The organism is Halopseudomonas sp. (assembly GCF_038130085.1).
Lineage (GTDB): Bacteria > Pseudomonadota > Gammaproteobacteria > Pseudomonadales > Pseudomonadaceae > Halopseudomonas.
This window is the reverse complement of record NZ_JAYPMU010000036.1, coordinates 1-17,835: the sequence shown is the minus strand read 5'-3', so window position 1 is coordinate 17,835 and position 17,835 is coordinate 1. Positions and strand designations below refer to the sequence as shown.

Sequence of the window (17,835 nt, the reverse complement as noted above, 5' to 3'; positions counted from 1 at the left end):
TGCACCTGCACCTGCACCTGCACCTGCACCTGCACCTGCACCTGCACCTGCACCTTCAGCGGAGTCAGAGGTTCGTGAGCAGCCGGTGGTTCAGCCGGCTTCTTCCCTCGCGGCTTCCGGTGGGGCGCATCGCAGTGATTGGTATCGTGCTCGCTCGGGGTCTGAGTATGTTGTTCAGTTGCTTGGGTCACGCTCAGAGGATGCCGCTCGCAGTTTCATAGCCAAGCATGCGGGTGTTAAGGATTTGGGCTATTTTGAAACCACCCATCAGGGCGCGCCATGGTTTGTCGTGACCCAAGGGATCTACAGTTCGCGCCAAGCTGCGCAGGCCGGCGTCGCTGCTTTGCCTGCAGTCTTGCGTGACAGCAAACCCTGGCCGAGGAGTATTGCGGATATTCAGGCCGGTTTGCGCTGAGTTTATGGTCCGTTAGTGCAAGGCTGACGGGCCTCTATTCGGGTCTTCTGTGGTGTTGATGTAGGGTTCTTGGCGCCTCCCAAGCGGGCGACAAAGTTTTCTATTTACGACATTTGAATACGCTCAGGCGGCATTTTTCCCCCAAAAAAAATTGTGGGGCTGCATGCCGCTGTGTACAATTACTCCCCTTTTGTCCGGCGCAGCGCCAGAATTCTCCGTGGTCTGGAGCCTCACGCGCCCGAATTTACTAGCTTGTTGAGAGAGTGCCTATGAAAGCAGGTCTATACCAGCCTGATCAGTTCAAGGATAACTGTGGCTTCGGCTTGATTGCCCATATGGAAGGCCAGCCCAGTCATCACCTGCTGCAGACGGCGATCGAAGCACTGACATGCATGACCCACCGTGGCGGCATCAATGCCGACGGTAAGACCGGTGATGGTTGCGGTCTGCTCATTCAAAAGCCGGATCGTTTTCTGCGTGAAGTCGCCCGCGAGACGTTGGCAATCGAGCTCCCGGAGCAGTACGCCGTCGGTATGGTGTTTATGGGCACCGATGAGGCAGCGAGCTCTGCGGCCAAGCAGGCGTTTGCTGACGCTTTGGCTGATCAAGGCCTGACCGGTCTCGGCTGGCGTGAAGTGCCGGTCGATCCGTCGGTTCTTGGCCCGCTGGCGCTGAGCAGCATGCCGCGCATCGAGCAGCTGTTTGTTTCCGGTGAAGGCTTGGACGAGCAGCAGTTTGCCGTCAAGCTGTTCTACGTGCGTCGCAAGGCGGAAATCGCGATGCAGGCGGACAGCAACTTCTACGTTTGCAGCCTGTCGCACAAGGTCGTTTCCTATAAGGGCCTGATGATGCCGGCCGATCTGGACAAGTTCTATCCGGATCTGGGTGACGCTCGCATGGAAACCGCGATCAGCGTCTTCCACCAGCGCTTCTCTACCAACACCCTGCCGAAGTGGCCGTTGGCGCAGCCGTTCCGTCTGGTTGCCCACAATGGTGAAATCAACACCATCACTGCCAACCGTAACTGGGCCCAGGCACGTCGCCACAAGTTCACCAACGACCTGATGCCCGATCTGGATAGCCTGGCACCGCTGGTTAACACCACCGGCTCAGACTCCTCCAGCATGGACAACATGTTGGAGCTGCTGATCTGCGGCGGTATGGATCTGTTCCGCGCCATTCGCATGGTTGTTCCGCCAGCGTGGCAGAACGTGGAAACCATGGACGCCGACCTGCGTGCGTTCTACGAATACAACTCCATGCACATGGAAGCCTGGGACGGTCCGGCCGGTATCGTACTGACCGAAGGTCGCTACGCGGTCTGTCTGCTCGACCGTAACGGCCTGCGCCCGGCACGTTATGTCATCACCAAAAACGGCTACATTACCCTGGCTTCTGAAATCGGCGTCTGGGATTACCAGCCCGAGGACGTGGTCAGCAAGGGCCGTGTTGGCCCGGGTCAGATTCTGGCCGTCGATACCCAGACTGGCGAAGTACTGCACACGGATGATGTGGCAAATCGTCTTAAGTCCCGTCATCCGTACCGCAAGTGGCTGAAGGAAAACGCGCTGCGTATCCAGGCTACGCTGGATGATCGCGACCACGGCTCCGACTTCCTTTCGGCCGAGCGTCTGAAGCAGTACATGAAGATGTTCCAGGTCACCTTCGAAGAGCGTGATCAGGTGCTGCGCCCACTGGCTGAAAACGGTCAGGAAGCGGTCGGCTCCATGGGCGATGACACCCCGATGGCGGTGCTGTCCGGTCGTGTGCGTTCGGTCTATGACTACTTCCGTCAGCAGTTCGCCCAGGTGACCAACCCGGCGATCGATCCGCTGCGTGAAGCCATCGTCATGTCGCTGGAAACCTGCCTGGGCGCCGAGCGCAATGTCTTTGAAGAGACTGCCGATCACGCCAACCGCGCGATTCTCAGCTCGCCGGTGATCTCGCCGGCCAAGTGGCGCACCATCATGAACTTGGACGAGCGTCCCGGTTTTGCACGCCACGTGATTGACCTGAACGTCGCTGAAGGCACACTGCTGGGCGATGCGGTCAAGGACATTGCCGCTCAGGCTGAAGCCGCCGTACGTGAAGGCAAGACCCTGATCGTGCTGAGCGACCGCGCCGTCGAACAGGGCAAGCTGCCGGTCCACGCCGCGCTGGCTGTGGGTGCCGTACACCATCACCTGACCGCCACCGGCCTGCGTTGTGAATGCAACATCCTGGTTGAAACCGCGACCACCCGTGACCCGCATCATTACGCGGTATTGATCGGCTTCGGCGCGACCGCGGTTTACCCGTACCTGGCGTACGAAGTGCTGGGTGACCTGATTCGTACCGGTGAGGTCATTGGCGACCTGTACGAAACCTTCAAGTACTACCGCAAGGGCATCTCCAAGGGCCTGCTGAAGATCCTGTCGAAGATGGGTATCTCCACCATCGCTTCATACCGTGGCGCGCAGCTGTTCGAAGCGGTCGGTCTGGCGGACGAAGTGGTTGATGTCTGCTTCAAGGGTGTTGCCAGCCGTATTCAGGGTGCCCGTTTCGAGGACCTGCAGTCCGAGCAGGCGCTGCTGGCCAAGGAAGCCTGGAATCCGCGCAAGTCCATTCAGCAGGGTGGTCTGCTCAAGTTCGTGTTTGGCGGCGAGTACCATGCCTACAACCCGGACGTTGTGCGCGCTTTGCAAGACGCGGTTCAGGGCGACAGCTACGACAAGTATCAGGAGTACGCGGCGCTGGTAAACAGCCGTCCCGTTGCTGCTCTGCGTGACCTACTCAAGGTCCGTGATGATCAGCTGGCAATTGCGCTGGATGACGTCGAGCCGCTGGAGTCGATCTTCAAGCGCTTTGACTCTGCCGGTATTTCCTTGGGCGCGCTGTCCCCAGAGGCGCACGAGGCCATCGCCGAGGCGATGAACCGTCTGGGTGCGCGCTCCAACTCCGGTGAGGGTGGCGAAGATCCGTCCCGTTACGGTACCGAGCGCACCTCCAAGATCAAACAGATTGCTTCCGGCCGCTTCGGTGTGACCCCGGAGTACCTGGTCAATGCCGAAGTTCTGCAGATCAAGGTTGCCCAGGGCGCCAAGCCGGGCGAGGGTGGCCAGCTGCCGGGTGGCAAGGTTAACGAGCTGATCGCTCGTCTGCGCTACGCGGTACCGGGTGTAACCCTGATTTCACCGCCGCCGCACCACGATATCTACTCGATTGAAGACCTGTCGCAGCTGATCTTTGACCTCAAGCAGGTCAACCCGCAGGCGTTGGTATCGGTCAAGCTGGTGTCCGAGCCGGGCGTGGGCACTATCGCTGCTGGTGTGGCCAAGGCTTACGCTGACCTGATCACCATCTCCGGTTACGACGGTGGTACCGGCGCATCGCCGCTGACCTCTATCCGTTACGCTGGTTCGCCCTGGGAACTGGGCCTGTCCGAAGCCCATCAGACCCTGCGCGGCAACGACCTGCGTGGCAAGGTTCGGGTACAGACTGACGGTGGCCTGAAGACCGGTCTGGACGTGATCAAGGCAGCCATCCTTGGCGCCGAGAGCTTCGGCTTCGGTACCGCGCCGATGATTGCGCTGGGCTGCAAATACCTGCGTATCTGCCATCTGAACAACTGCGCGACCGGTGTTGCGACTCAGAACCAGCACCTGCGTGACAACCACTACATCGGCACCGTGCAGATGGTGATGAACTTCTTCACCTACGTAGCGATGGAAACTCGTGAGTGGCTGGCCAAGCTCGGTGTGCGTAGTCTGGAGGAGCTGATTGGTCGTACCGATCTGCTGGAAATCCTGCCGGGCAACACCGCCAAACAGCAAAACCTCGACCTTGAACCGCTGCTGTTCAGCAAGGACGTTCCGGCCGACAAGCCGCAGTTCTGCGAGTCGCCGCGTAACGAGCCGTTCGACAAGGGCCTGACTGCCGAGAAGATGGTTGAAATGGCGCGTCCCGCCATCGACGGTCGCACCGGCGGTGAGTTTGAGCTGTCGCTGACCAACTGTGACCGTTCCATCGGGGCCCGCGTATCCGGTGAAATCGCCAAGGTGCACGGTAACCAGGGTATGGTTACCGCTCCGATCACTTTCCGCATGACCGGTACCGCTGGCCAGAGCTTCGGCGTCTGGAACGCCGGTGGTCTGCACATGTATCTGGAAGGCGACGCCAACGACTACGTTGGTAAGGGTATGACCGGTGGCAAGCTGACCATCGTGCCGCCGAAGGGCAGCCCGTTCCGTTCCGAGCAGACCTCGATCATCGGTAACACCTGTCTGTACGGTGCGACCGGCGGCAAGCTGTTTGCAGCGGGTGTCGCAGGTGAGCGCTTCGCAGTGCGTAACTCCGGTGCGCACGCGGTCATCGAAGGCGCTGGCGACCACTGCTGTGAGTACATGACTGGCGGTATGGTTTGCGTGCTGGGTAGCACCGGTCATAACTTCGGTGCCGGTATGACTGGCGGTTTCGCCTACGTGCTGGATATGGACAACACCTTCTTTGACAAGCTGAACCACGAGCTGGTCGAGATGCACCGCATCAGCAACGAGTCGATGGAAATGTACCGCAGTCACCTGACCCAGGTGCTGACCGAGTATGTTGCCGAGACCGGCAGTGCATGGGGTGCCGAGGTGCTGGACAACCTGGACGACTACATCCGCCGCTTCTGGCTGGTCAAGCCGAAGGCCGCAAGCCTGCGCGCCCTGCTGACCACCACGCGTGCGAACCCACAATAAAGCCGCCGCAGGCGGGCTGCCGCGCCGCTGAGCGCCCCAGCCTGCCGCTGGCCCTGATGAGTCTTGCAGTGGCGTGATCAAGCCGCCGCTGCAGTTTAGAGGTTGAGATATGGCAGACCGTTTGAACAACGACTTCCAGTTTATCGATGTAGGTCGTGAAGATCCCAAGAAGCGCCCGCTGCGCGCGCGCAAGACCCAGTTCGTCGAGATTCACGAGCAGTTCAAGCCGGAAGCGGCGTCCGAGCAGGCGCATCGCTGCCTCGGTTGTGGCAACCCCTACTGCGAGTGGAAGTGCCCCGTGCACAACTTCATTCCGAACTGGCTGAAACTGGTTTCCGAGGGCAACATCCTCGAAGCCGCCGAGCTGTCGCACCAGACCAACACCCTGCCGGAAGTGTGCGGCCGCGTGTGCCCGCAGGACCGTCTGTGTGAAGGTGCCTGTACCCTGAACGACGGTTTTGGTGCAGTTACCATCGGCTCGGTCGAGAAGTACATCACCGACACCGCCTTCGCCATGGGCTGGCGCCCGGACATGTCCGGTGTTGTGCCGACCGGCAAGCGCGTTGCCATCATCGGTGCCGGCCCGGCCGGTCTGGGGTGTGCTGACGTGCTGGCCCGCGCCGGCGTCAGCCCGGTGGTGTTCGACCGCTACCCGGAAATCGGTGGCCTGCTGACCTTCGGTATTCCGGAGTTCAAGCTGGAGAAGAGCGTACTGTCCCGTCGCCGTGAAGTATTCGAAGGCATGGGCATCGAGTTCCGCCTGAACACCGAGATCGGCAAAGACGTCATGATCGACGACCTGCTGGCCGAGTACGACGCCGTGTTCATGGGCATGGGTACCTACACCTACATGAAGGGCGGCTTCCCGGGTGAAGATCTGCCTGGTGTTTACGACGCGCTGGACTTCCTGATCGCCAACGTCAATCGCAACCTCGGGTTCGAGAAGTCGGCTGACGACTTTATCGACATGAAGGGCAAGAAGGTGGTTGTGCTGGGTGGTGGTGACACCGCGATGGACTGTAACCGTACCTCCATCCGTCAGGGCGCGACTGCCGTGACGTGCGCCTACCGTCGTGACGAAGCCAACATGCCGGGCTCGCGCAAGGAAGTGAAGAACGCCAAGGACGAGGGCGTGAAGTTCCTGTTCAACCGTCAGCCGATCGCCATCGTCGGTGAAGACAAGGTTGAAGGCGTCAAGGTGGTTGAAACCCGCCTGGGTGAGCCGGATGCCCGTGGCCGTCGCAGCCCGGAGCCGATTCCGGGTTCCGAAGAAGTGTTGCCGGCTGATGCCGTTGTTATTGCCTTCGGTTTCCGCCCAAGCCCGGCAGACTGGTTCGCTGACAAGAACATTGATACCGACAGTCAGGGCCGCGTGATTGCGCCCGAGCAAGGTCAGTACAAGTTCCAGACCAGCAACCCGAAGATCTTTGCCGGTGGCGACATGGTGCGCGGCTCCGATCTGGTGGTGACGGCGATCTTCGAAGGTCGTCAGGCTGCCGAGGGTATCCTCGACTTCCTCGAGGTGTGACAACCCGTCACACATACAGGGGCGCCTTCGGGCGCCCTTGTTGTTTCTGGCCCTGATCTTTCCCGCCAATTGCCGCTACAATGGCCGCTGACTTTTTCGACTGGATGTGCCCCCATGACCGAACTCAAGAATGATCGTTTCCTGCGCGCGCTGATGCGTCAGCCGGTAGATGTCACCCCTGTGTGGATGATGCGCCAGGCTGGCCGCTATCTGCCGGAGTATCGCGCCTCGCGTGCAAGAGCCGGTGATTTCATGGGGCTGTGCATGAATCCGGAGATGGCCTGCGAAGTGACCCTGCAGCCGCTGGATCGCTACCCGCTCGACGCGGCCATTCTGTTCTCCGACATCCTGACCATCCCTGATGCCATGGGCCAGGGCCTGTACTTTGAGACCGGCGAGGGCCCGCGCTTTCGCAAGGTGATCAACAGCTTGGCCGATATCGAGGCGCTGCCGATTCCCGATCCGGAGAAAGACCTGGGCTATGTGATGGATGCGGTGCGCACCATTCGCCGCGAGCTGAACGGCCGTGTTCCGCTGATCGGCTTCTCCGGCAGCCCCTGGACGCTGGCGACCTACATGGTTGAGGGTGGCTCCTCCAAGGACTTCCGCAAGACCAAGGCAATGCTTTACGACCAGCCCGAGGCCATGCACCTGTTGCTCGACAAGCTGGCCCAGTCAGTGACCAGCTACCTGAACGGCCAGATTCTGGCCGGTGCCCAGGCGGTGCAGATTTTCGATACCTGGGGTGGCAACCTGTCGGCCGATGCCTACCAGAAGTTCTCGCTGGCTTACATGCGCAAGATCGTTTCCGGTCTGATTCGCGAGCATGACGGTCGCAAGATTCCGGTCATTCTGTTCACCAAGAACGGCGGTCTGTGGCTGGAAAGCATTGCTGACGCTGGTGCCGACGCACTCGGTCTGGACTGGACCATGGACATTGGTGTGGCCCGCTCGCGGGTTGGTGCAAAGGTTGCATTGCAGGGGAATATGGACCCGACTGTACTGTACGCCAAGCCGGCGGCGATTCGTGCTGAAGTGGCGCGTATCCTGGCCAGCTACGGCAAGGGCAGCGGTCATGTGTTCAACCTGGGCCACGGCATTACGCCGGAGGTCGACCCGGCTCACGCGGGCGCATTTATCGAGGCGGTACACGAATTGTCAGCGATCTATCACGATCCGAATGCTATCGTGGTCTGACGATTCCTGCGCCAAGATGGCGCACGACGGAAGCGACTGAACAAGGAGAAGGCGTATGCGCAGGGTAGTGTTCAACCAGAAGGGTGGGGTCGGTAAATCCAGCATCGCCTGTAACCTTGCCGCGGTCAGCGCCGCGGCCGGTTACAAGACCTTGGTGATTGATCTGGATCCGCAGGCCAACTCCAGCCATTACCTGCTGGGTGAGCGGATGTCGGACGTTGATGTCACCATCGCCGACTTCTTTGCCCAGACCCTGTCCAGCGGCCTGTTCAGCAAGAAGGCCGAGAACTTTGTTACCGAAACACCGTTCGAAAACCTTTGGCTGATGCCAGCCAGCCCCGAGCTGGCTGAGCTTCAGCACAAACTCGAATCGCGTTACAAGATCCAGAAGCTGCGCAAGCTGCTGAACGATCTGAAGGATAACTACGAGCGGATCTACATCGACACCGCTCCGGCGTTCAATTTCTACACCATGTCGGCGCTGATTGCCTCGGACCGGGTGCTGATCCCGTTCGACTGTGACAGCTTCTCCCGGCAGGCGCTGTATGGCCTGCTCAGCGAGCTGGAAGATGTGCGCGACGAGCACAACGAGGATCTGGCGGTCGAGGGCATCGTCGTTAACCAGTTCCAGCCGCGCGCAGCATTGCCACAGAAAATGCTCGACGAACTGATTGCCGAGGGTCTGCCGGTGCTGCCGGTACATTTGAACAGCTCGGTGCGCATGCGCGAATCTCATGAGGCGGCAACGCCGCTCATCTTCCTCGACGGTCGGCACAAGTTGACCCAGCAGTTCATGGCGCTGCACGACCACATCGAGAGTCAATAGGTCGCGCCCGGTTAGATTGACCGACCGGGTTTCCTTCTGCATGCTCGGCGCTGGACTTCAATAACAAGGACAGCGCCATGAAGCTCGAAACGCTTGCCATTCACGCCGGTTACACCCCCGACCCGACGACGCACGCGGTTGCCGTGCCGATCTACCAGACCACCTCCTACGCCTTTGACAACACTCAGCATGGGGCTGACCTTTTCGACCTGAAGGTGCCGGGCAACATCTACAGCCGCATCATGAACCCGACTAACGATGTGCTGGAGCAGCGGGTCGCTGCGCTGGAAGGCGGTGTCGGTGCGCTCGCCGTGGCCTCCGGCATGGCGGCCATCACCTACGCAATTCAGACCCTGGCCGAGGCCGGAGACAACATCGTCTCTGTCGCCAAACTCTATGGCGGCACCTACAACCTGTTTGCCCACACCCTGCCGCGTCAGGGCATCGAGACGCGCTTCGCCGCGCATGACGACATCGCCGCGCTGGAAAGCCTGATTGATGCGCGTACCAAGGCGGTGTTTTGCGAATCGATCGGCAACCCCTCTGGTAACGTTATCGACATTCAGGCGCTGGCTGAAGCGGCCCATCGCCACGGCGTGCCGCTGATCGTCGACAACACGGTCGCAACCCCGGCGTTATGCCGTCCGTTTGAGCACGGCGCGGATATCGTCGTGCACTCGCTGACCAAGTACATGGGCGGTCATGGCACCACTCTGGGCGGTATCGTGGTCGATGGCGGCTGCTTCCCCTGGGCCGAGAACGCGGAACGTTTCCCGCTGCTCAACACCGCCGATCCGTCCTACCACGGCGTGGTCTACACCGAGGCCTTTGGCCCGGCGGCCTTTATCGGTCGCTGCCGCGTGGTGCCGCTGCGCAACATGGGCGCGGCGCTGTCACCGTTTAACGCTTTCATGATCCTGCAGGGGCTGGAAACCCTGGCGCTGCGCATGGAGCGCCATTGCGACAACGCGATGGCGGTGGCGGCGTTCCTGCAGAATCATCCGCAGGTCGCCTGGGTGCAGTACGCCGGGCTGGAAGACCATCCCGAGCACGCACTCGCCAAACGCTACATGGGCGGCAAGCCGGCGTCGGTACTGTCGTTCGGGATCAAGGGCGGGCAGGAGGCCGGCGCGCGCTTTATCGATGCGCTGAACCTGGTGGTGCGGCTGGTCAACATTGGCGACGCCAAGTCACTGGCCTGTCACCCGGCCTCGACCACTCACCGTCAGCTCAATGACGAAGAGCTGGCCAAGGCTGGCGTGCCGCGCGACATGGTGCGGCTGTCGATTGGTATCGAACATATCGACGACATTCTGGCTGACCTGTCGCAGGCGCTGGAGGCCTCGCGCTAAGGCTCGCCTGGAATGAAAAAGGCACCCCGCGGGGTGCCTTTTTTGTGCTCAGGGGAACAGTGGCCAAATCAGCGGAATGATCAGCGAACCGGCCGCCCACATGATCAGGTTTAGCGGCACGCCGATACGCATGAAGTCCGAGAAGCGGTAGCCACCGGCGCTGTAGACGAAGGTGTTGGTCTGATAGCCAATCGGGGTGGCGAAACTGGCGCTGGCGGCAAACATCACCGCGACCACAAACGGACGCGGATCGGCGCCGAGCTGATGGGCGACGCCAATCGCAATCGGGGTGACCAGCACCGCCACAGCGTTATTGCTGACGACCTCGGTGAGGATCGAGGTCAGCAGGTAGATGAACGACAGCATGAACAGCGGCCCGAGCAGTGGCGACAGGGTCATCACGTGGCTGACTACGGTATCGACCAGCCCGACCTTGTTCATCGCGATGCTGATCGCGAGCATGCCGAAGATCAGCGTCAGGATGCGCCAGTCGATCGCCTTGTAGGCGTCTTCGGTATCTAGGCAGCCGGTCGCCACCACCAGCGCGGCAGCGATCATCGCCAGCCCTTCGATGGGCATGACCTTGAGCGCCGCCAGCACCATTACGGCCAGTACGGCAGCGATGGCAATCGGCGCCTTGTCACGGCGGTAGGCGCGTTCCTGAACCGAGTTGAGGCTGATCAGCTCGCCGTTGTCGGCGAACTTCTTGATCTGCGCCGGCGTGCCTTCCACCAGCATGACGTCGCCGAACTGCAGTTCGAAGTCGTCCAGGTTGTCCTGGATGTTCTCGTTGTGGCGATGCACCGCCAGCACGTGGATTCCGTAGCGCGCGGTCAGGTTGAGGTCGCGCATGGGGCGGTGGCTGTAGCGCGAGTTGCGGCCGACGATGGCCTCGGCCAACATCACGTCACGGGTCGAAATGGTCTCGAAACTGTCAGGACGATTGATCGCCAGCAGGCCGTTGTGGCGCAGTTCGACGAAGTCGCGCATGCCAGCGTGCAGGACCAATCGATCACCGGCCAGCAGCCGGGTATCGTTGAGCGGCGTCGACAGTTCATCGTCGCCACGGAAGATTTTCAGCACGCGGATGCCGCTGTTGCCGTTGAGGTTGGCCTGGCTGATAGTCTGACCGATCACCGGCGAGTCGTGCGGCACCAGCAGTTCGGTCATGAAGGTGCGGGACTGATCCGGGCGCAACTGACGCGACAGGCTCTCGCGCTCGGGCAGCAGACGGTGACCAATCAGCAGCACGAAGGCCATGCCGATGCCCGCGAGGATCAGGCCGGGCAGGGTGATCTCGAACATGCCGAACGGCTCCATACCCATCTGCCGGGCCACGCCGTCGACCAGAATGTTGGTCGAGGTGCCGATCATGGTCATGGTACCGCCGAAGATGGTCGCGTAGGACAGCGGGATCAGCATCTTCGAGGGTTTGCTGCCGACGCTTGTAGCCAGCGCGATGGCGACCGGCGTGAGGATGGCGACCACCGGAGTATTGTTGATGAAGGTGGACAGCAGCAGGGCGGTCATCATCAGGCTGAACAGGGTGCGCCACTGGCTGCCGCCGCCCATGTGTGACAGCCAGTTGCCCAGCGTCTCTACACAACCGGTGCGTTCCAGCGCGGCAGACAGGATGAACATGCAGGCGATGGTGATGGGGGCACTGTTGGACAGCACGCCAAGCACCTCGGTGGGCGTCAGCAATTGGCTGACCAGCAGTACTGCAACGGCGATACCGACGACCACATCAGGGCTGAACTTTTCCCGCGCAAAGGCGTAGAAAACCCAGCACAGCAGAAGTGCCACGCCAATCAGTGGCAGCGAATCCCAGCTCATCGGTTACCGAACTCTCTCGTGAGGTATCGAGTCCACACACGGACCCAGGCTGGGCGTCACATTAAGAGGCGGCGCTATATTTGTCCAAGTACAAAAACTGATTTTTATATGCTTGTGAGGAATAAGCGATGTCGACCTGAGATTCAGGAGGAACAGCTGATTTCCAGATGTCTGCCCCAGTCCGGAGGCATCGCGGCGTACCCATCGGCTCCGGGCTGCACGTCGAATGGTCGGCGCAGTATGTGGTGCAGGCGGCGGACCTCGTCGAACTCACCCTGTTCTGCTGCAGCGATGGCGTTCTGCGCGAGATAGTTACGCAGCACATATAGCGGGTTGGCGGCCTGGCGCTCGGTCGAGCTGGCCTGGCAGCGCTGCTGGTGCTCACGTTGCCAGCGGTCGAAGGCGTCGCGGTCGATGAAGTGATCGCGAACCAGCGGGTTGTTCTCTGCCAGCTTACGCAGGGTCAGGTGATAGTCAGCGCCGCTGGCCTGCATCAGCTGCAGCAGGGCGTCCAGTTGCTCGGCGTCCTCCGGGCGGGCGTCGCCCCAGCCCAGGCGGCGGCGCATCAAAGCAAGATAATGCTGCTCGAAGGTCGGCATGAACTGCGCCAGCGCTTCCTTGAGCGTATCGACGGCGATAAAGGGGGTCAGCGCTTGCGCCAGACAGGCGACATTCCACTGGGCGATCACTGGCTGGCGGTGGAAGGCGTAACGCCCCTCGTGGTCGGAGTGATTGCAGACGTGGTGGGCGTCGAAGGCGTCGAGGAAAGCGTAGGGGCCGAAGTCGAAGGTAATGCCGAGGATCGACATATTGTCGGTGTTCATCACCCCGTGACAGAAGCCCGAAGCCTGCCAGTGAGCGACCATCTTGGCGGTACGCTGCAGCACGCTGCGAAACATGGCCAATTCTGGTTGCGGCTGGTTGCGGCAGTCAGGGAAACAGGTGTCGAGGGTGAAATCCAGCAACTGGCGCAGCTCATCGTGCCTGCGGGTGTAATAGAAGTACTCGAAGTGGCCGAAGCGAATGTGCGAGCGCGCCAGGCGCAGTAGCATGGCGCCGCGTTCCTCGCGTTCGCGGTAGACCGGATTGTCGCCGACGGTCACGCACAGGGCGCGGCTGGTCGGGATGCCAAGCGCATGCAGCGCCTCGCTGGCGAGGAACTCGCGGATCGACGAGCGCAGGACGGCGCGGCCGTCGCCCATGCGTGAGTAGGGCGTGCTGCCGGCGCCCTTGAGGTGCAGGTCCCAGTGCTCGCCGGCCTGGTTGACCACTTCTCCGAGCAGCAGGCCGCGGCCATCGCCAAGCTGCGGGTTGTAGGCACCGAACTGATGACCGGAGTAAACCATTGCCCGTGGTGCGGCAGTGCTCCACAGTTTGTGGCCGGAAAACAGCTCGGTGAACAACGGGTCGGCGGCCTCGCCCGGGTCAAGGTCGAGCAGTTGCAGCGCATCCTCGCTGCACACGACCAGTCGCGGATTGTGCAGCGGGTCGGGCAGCACCTTGCTGGAGAAGGTGTCTCCCAGTGCGGCGAAACGGTTGTCGAACTGCAGATTAGCCAGAGTGGACACGGCGGGTTCCCGGATCAATGAGTGCAGTCGCTATGCTACAGCAGGATGCCGCTGGTGTTATGGCTCTCCATCAGGCGGGGTAATGGACGGGCCAAAACCTTGACCACAGAGGCGCGCGTCCCTAGTGTTCAAACACCTGTATGAAACCATGCTGCCAGGTGTGCCTGGCTGCCCTTTGGAGAGTCAACATGCCTGAATATAACGCCCCCTTGCGCGATATGCGCTTCGTCATGGACGAGCTGCTGGACATGACCGGCAGCTATGCTGCGTACGGTCTGGAAGACGCCACCCCGGATCTGGTCAGCGCCATTCTCGAAGAGGGTGCCAAGTTCACCAACCAGGTGCTGTCGCCGCTGAACCGCACCGGTGATGAAGAAGGCTGTCACATCGAAAACGGTGTGGTCACCACGCCAAAGGGCTTCAAGGAAGCCTACCAGGCCTACTGCGAAAACGGCTGGGGCTCCATGACGTCCTCGCCGGAGTACGGCGGACAGGGCCTGCCGTCCTCGCTGGGTCTGATCATTGCCGAGATGGTCGCTTCCGCAAACTACTCGTTCAGCATGTACCCGGGCCTGTCCCACGGCTGCGCCGCTGCGATCGCTGCACACGGCACCAAGGAACAGAAAGATCTGTACCTGAGCAAGCTGACCCCCGGCACCTGGACCGGCACCATGTGTCTGACCGAACCGCATTGCGGCACCGACCTGGGTCTGATCAAGACCCGCGCCGTACCGCAGGCTGACGGTAGCTACAAGGTCACCGGTACCAAGATCTTCATTTCCTGCGGCGAGCACGACATGGCCGAGAACATCGTCCATCTGGTGCTGGCCAAGCTGCCCGATGCACCTGCCGGTACCAAGGGCATTTCGCTGTTCATCGTGCCGAAGTTCCTGCCGGACGCAAGCGGTGAAGTCGGTGAGCGCAACAGCCTGATCTGTGGCTCCCTGGAGCACAAGATGGGTATTAAGGCGTCCGCCACCTGTGTGATGAACTTTGACGATGCAACCGGCTTCCTGATCGGCGACATCAACAAGGGCCTGAACTGCATGTTCACCATGATGAACCACGCGCGCCTGGGTACCGGCATGCAGGGTCTGTGTCACGGTGAAGCGTCCTACCAGTCCGCTTTGGCTTACGCTAAAGACCGCCTGCAGATGCGTTCGCTGAAAGGTCCGGCTGCTCCTGAGAAGGCGGCTGACCCGATCATCGTTCATCCGGACGTACGTCGCATGCTGCTGACCATGAAGGCGTTCAACGAAGGTAACCGCGCGCTGGCCTACCACACTGCCAGCCTGCTGGATCAGGCACACTACGCCGCCGATGAAGAAGCCCGCGCTGACGCTGAAGCCCAGCTGGCGTTCCTGACGCCGATCTGCAAGGCCTTCATGACCGACACCGGCCTGGAAGCCACGCTGCTGGGTCAGCAGGTATTCGGTGGTCACGGCTTCATCCGTGAGTGGGGGCAGGAGCAGCAGGTTCGTGACTGCCGTATCGCTCCGATTTACGAAGGTACTAACGGTATCCAGGCCCTCGACCTGCTGGGTCGCAAGGTTCTAGGTAGCCAGGGCAAGCTGCTGAAGACCTTCACCAAGCAGGTTCACCTGCTGTGCAAGGAAGTGGAAGGCGATGCGACCTTCGGTGAGTACGCCAAGAAGCTGGCCCAGCTGAACGCTCAGTGGGGCGAGCTGACTACCTCCGTTGGTATGAAAGCCATGCAGAACCCGGAAGAAGTGGGTGCCGCTGCCGTCGATTACCTGGCGTTCTCCGGCTATGTCGTTCACGCCTATTTCTGGCTGAAGATGGCGCGCGTTGCTCAGGCGAAGCTGGAAGCTGGCAGTACTGAAGTCGACTTCTATAAGGGCAAGCTGGCAACTCAGGCGTTCTTCTATCAGCGTCTGCTGCCGCGCGCTCAGGCTCACGCCGAAGCGCTGACTGCCGGTGCATCCAGCCTGATGGACATCGCTGTCGAGCAGTTCTGATCGTCTTGGTGGTCTGACGAAAAAGCCCCGGCCATGCCGGGGTTTTTTATTGCCTGCGAGACGGTGTAGAGTCTGACCCTGTTGCAAGTAATGTTGTTTATGGTGACCAATCAATAATAAAAAGTCATAAAAAGACGCTATAGGTTTTTTTGTTGCCGATATACAATCTCCCGCCTGCGCCGGTCTTAACCGGCACCGAACCACGAGGAGATATCCATGGCTGACTATAAAGCTCCCCTGCGCGACATGCGCTTCGTTCTCAATGAAGTTTTTGAGGTTTCCAAGCTCTGGGCACAACTGCCGGGCCTGGCTGAAGTGGTGGACGAAGAGACCGCTGTAGCCATCCTGGAAGAAGCCGGCAAGGTAACCGGTGGTGTGGTTGCACCGCTGAACCGCTCTGGCGACGAAGAAGGTTGCTCCTGGAATGACGGCGTCGTGACCACTCCGGCCGGTTTCCCGGAAGCCTATCGCACCTACGCCGAAGGCGGCTGGGTTGGCGTGGGTGGTGCTCCCGAGTTCGGTGGCATGGGCATGCCGAAGGTGATTGGTGCGCAGGTTGAAGAAATGGTCAACTCCGCCAACCTGTCTTTCGGCCTGTATCCGATGCTGACCTCCGGCGCCTGCCTGTCGATCCTCAACCACGCCAGCGAAGAGCTGAAAGAAAAGTACCTGCCGAACATGTACTCCGGTACCTGGGCCGGCTCCATGTGTCTGACCGAGCCGCATGCCGGTACCGACCTTGGCATCATTCGCACCAAGGCCGAGCCGCAAGCCGACGGCAGTTACAAGATCAGCGGTACCAAGATCTTCATCACTGGCGGTGAGCACGATCTGACCGAGAACATCATTCACCTGGTACTGGCCAAGCTGCCCGATGCACCGGCCGGCCCGAAGGGTATCTCCCTGTTCCTGGTGCCCAAGGTCATGGTCAATGACGACGGCTCGCTGGGCGAGAAGAACTCCCTGTCCTGCGGCTCCATCGAACACAAGATGGGCATCAAGGCGTCTGCTACCTGCGTCATGAACTTCGACGGCGCTACCGGCTGGATCGTTGACCAGCCGAACAAGGGCCTCAACGCGATGTTCACCATGATGAACTACGAGCGTCTGGGCGTAGGTATTCAGGGTCTGTCGCTGGGTGAGCGTTCCTACCAGAATGCGATCGAGTACGCCCGCGATCGTATCCAGAGCCGCGCGCCGACCGGCCCGGTCAACAAGGACAAGGCTGCTGACCCGATCATCGTTCACCCCGACGTACGTCGCATGCTGCTGACCATGAAGGCGCTGAACGAAGGTGGTCGTGCGTTCTCCAGCTATGTTGCCATGCAGCTGGATACCGCCAAGTACAGCGAAGACAAGGAAACCCGCGCCCGTGCCCAGGAGCTAGTTGCTCTGCTGACGCCGGTAGCCAAGGCGTTCCTGACCGATATGGGTCTGGAAACGACCGTTCACGGTCAGCAAATCTTTGGTGGCCACGGCTTTATCCGTGAGTGGGGCCAAGAGCAGCTGATTCGTGACTGCCGCATCACCCAGATCTACGAAGGCACCAACGGTATCCAGTCTCTGGACCTGATGGGCCGTAAGATCGTTGGTAGCGGTGGCGCGTTCTACAAGCACTTCAGCGACGAAGTCAAAGCCTTCATCGCCAGCGCTGATGCCTCTTTGGGCGAGTTCACCGGCCCGCTGGAGGCTGCCATCGGCAACCTCGACGAGCTGACTGCCTGGGTTATCGAGCACTCGAAGAACAACCCGAACGAAATCGGCGCTGCCTCGGTCGAGTACCTGCAGGCTTTCGGTTACACCGCCTATGCCTACATGTGGGCACTGATGGCACGTACCGCGCTGGCCAAGCAGGCTGAAGACGAGTTCTACGTGAGCAAGCTGGGCACCGCGCGTTTCTACTTCGCGCGCCTGCTGCCGCGTATCCACTCGCTGACTGCGTCGGTCAAGGCTGGTAGCGAGTCGCTGTACCTGCTCGACGAAGCGCAGTTCTGAGTCTGACGGTGCAGTAAAAAGCCCCGCTTCGGCGGGGCTTTTTTGTGTCTGCGCGCCATTGTTGCCGCCGCTCGGGAGTATTCAGGAGGCGAAGCGCTCCCGGAGCGGGTAAACTGTGCGCGATTTTACTTTTCTCTCCGGAGCTTGCTCATGTCCCGTGTATCTCTCAGCCGCTACCTGATCGAACAGACGCGCAGTCACAACACCCCCGCCGACCTGCGTTTCCTCATCGAGGTGGTGGCGCGCGCCTGTAAGGAAATCAGCCATGCCGTGTCCAAGGGCGCCCTTGGTGGTGTGCTGGGCAGCATGGGCACCGAGAACGTGCAGGGTGAGGTGCAGAAGAAGCTGGACGTGATCTCCAATGAGATCCTGCTCGAAGCCAACGAGTGGGGCGGCCACCTGGCCGGCATGGCGTCCG

General features: G+C 60.7%; 11 protein-coding genes and 1 pseudogene. 9 read left to right on the top strand and 3 right to left on the bottom strand.

Translation table 11 applies throughout. From position 1 onward, the window contains the following. A partial coding sequence (locus AAFM31_RS16950) for a hypothetical protein (protein ID WP_341709078.1) occupies positions 1–191 on the bottom strand: 191 nt, incomplete at its 3' end. Here AAFM31_RS16950 and AAFM31_RS17735 point away from each other — a divergent pair. The 6 genes from AAFM31_RS17735 to AAFM31_RS16925 all read left to right on the top strand — a co-directional run bounded on the left by AAFM31_RS17735 (position 179) and on the right by AAFM31_RS16925 (position 10,039). After that, positions 179–415, top strand: coding sequence for an SPOR domain-containing protein (locus AAFM31_RS17735; RefSeq protein WP_371833052.1), 237 nt, complete (start codon positions 179–181; stop codon positions 413–415). The two genes, AAFM31_RS16950 and AAFM31_RS17735, sit on opposite strands and share 13 nt — an antisense overlap. Positions 416–684: 269 nt before the next feature. Beyond that, positions 685–5,136, top strand: coding sequence for a glutamate synthase large subunit (gene gltB / locus AAFM31_RS16945; protein ID WP_341709077.1), 4,452 nt, complete (start codon positions 685–687; stop codon positions 5,134–5,136). Positions 5,137–5,245: 109 nt separating this feature from the next. Then, complete coding sequence (locus tag AAFM31_RS16940) at positions 5,246–6,664, top strand: FAD-dependent oxidoreductase (protein ID WP_341709076.1); 1,419 nt, start codon at positions 5,246–5,248, stop codon at positions 6,662–6,664. Between the two features lie 114 nt (positions 6,665–6,778). Further along, complete coding sequence (hemE, locus tag AAFM31_RS16935) at positions 6,779–7,861, top strand: uroporphyrinogen decarboxylase (RefSeq protein ID WP_341709075.1); 1,083 nt, start codon at positions 6,779–6,781, stop codon at positions 7,859–7,861. Between the two features lie 55 nt (positions 7,862–7,916). Next, complete coding sequence (locus tag AAFM31_RS16930; protein ID WP_341709074.1) at positions 7,917–8,687, top strand: ParA family protein; 771 nt, start codon at positions 7,917–7,919, stop codon at positions 8,685–8,687. A 77-nt stretch (positions 8,688–8,764) separates the two neighbouring features. Further along, positions 8,765–10,039, top strand: a complete 1,275-nt coding sequence (locus tag AAFM31_RS16925) for a bifunctional O-acetylhomoserine aminocarboxypropyltransferase/cysteine synthase (protein ID WP_341709073.1) — start codon at positions 8,765–8,767, stop codon at positions 10,037–10,039. Positions 10,040–10,087: 48 nt separating this feature from the next. Here AAFM31_RS16925 and AAFM31_RS16920 read toward each other — a convergent pair whose 3' ends face one another. Together AAFM31_RS16920 and selO are read right to left on the bottom strand one after the other, a co-directional pair. Then, the gene (locus AAFM31_RS16920; RefSeq protein WP_341709072.1) at positions 10,088–11,875 is read right to left on the bottom strand and encodes an SLC13 family permease; all 1,788 of its coding nucleotides are present in this window, start codon (positions 11,873–11,875) and stop codon (positions 10,088–10,090) included. Positions 11,876–12,018: 143 nt separating this feature from the next. Then, a complete protein-coding gene (selO, locus tag AAFM31_RS16915; RefSeq protein WP_341709071.1) occupies positions 12,019–13,443 on the bottom strand; it encodes a protein adenylyltransferase SelO in 1,425 nt (474 codons plus the stop codon). A 188-nt stretch (positions 13,444–13,631) separates the two neighbouring features. On the opposite strand from selO, the gene AAFM31_RS16910 reads away from it, so the two are divergent. The 3 genes and pseudogenes from AAFM31_RS16910 to AAFM31_RS16900 form a co-directional block, all read left to right on the top strand. After that, complete coding sequence (locus tag AAFM31_RS16910; protein ID WP_341709070.1) at positions 13,632–15,422, top strand: acyl-CoA dehydrogenase C-terminal domain-containing protein; 1,791 nt, start codon at positions 13,632–13,634, stop codon at positions 15,420–15,422. A 216-nt stretch (positions 15,423–15,638) separates the two neighbouring features. Further along, positions 15,639–17,417, top strand: a complete 1,779-nt coding sequence (locus tag AAFM31_RS16905; protein ID WP_341709069.1) for an acyl-CoA dehydrogenase C-terminal domain-containing protein — start codon at positions 15,639–15,641, stop codon at positions 17,415–17,417. A 150-nt stretch (positions 17,418–17,567) separates the two neighbouring features. Beyond that, positions 17,568–17,835 (top strand): annotated as a pseudogene (locus AAFM31_RS16900) (fructose-bisphosphatase class I); the annotation flags it as partial.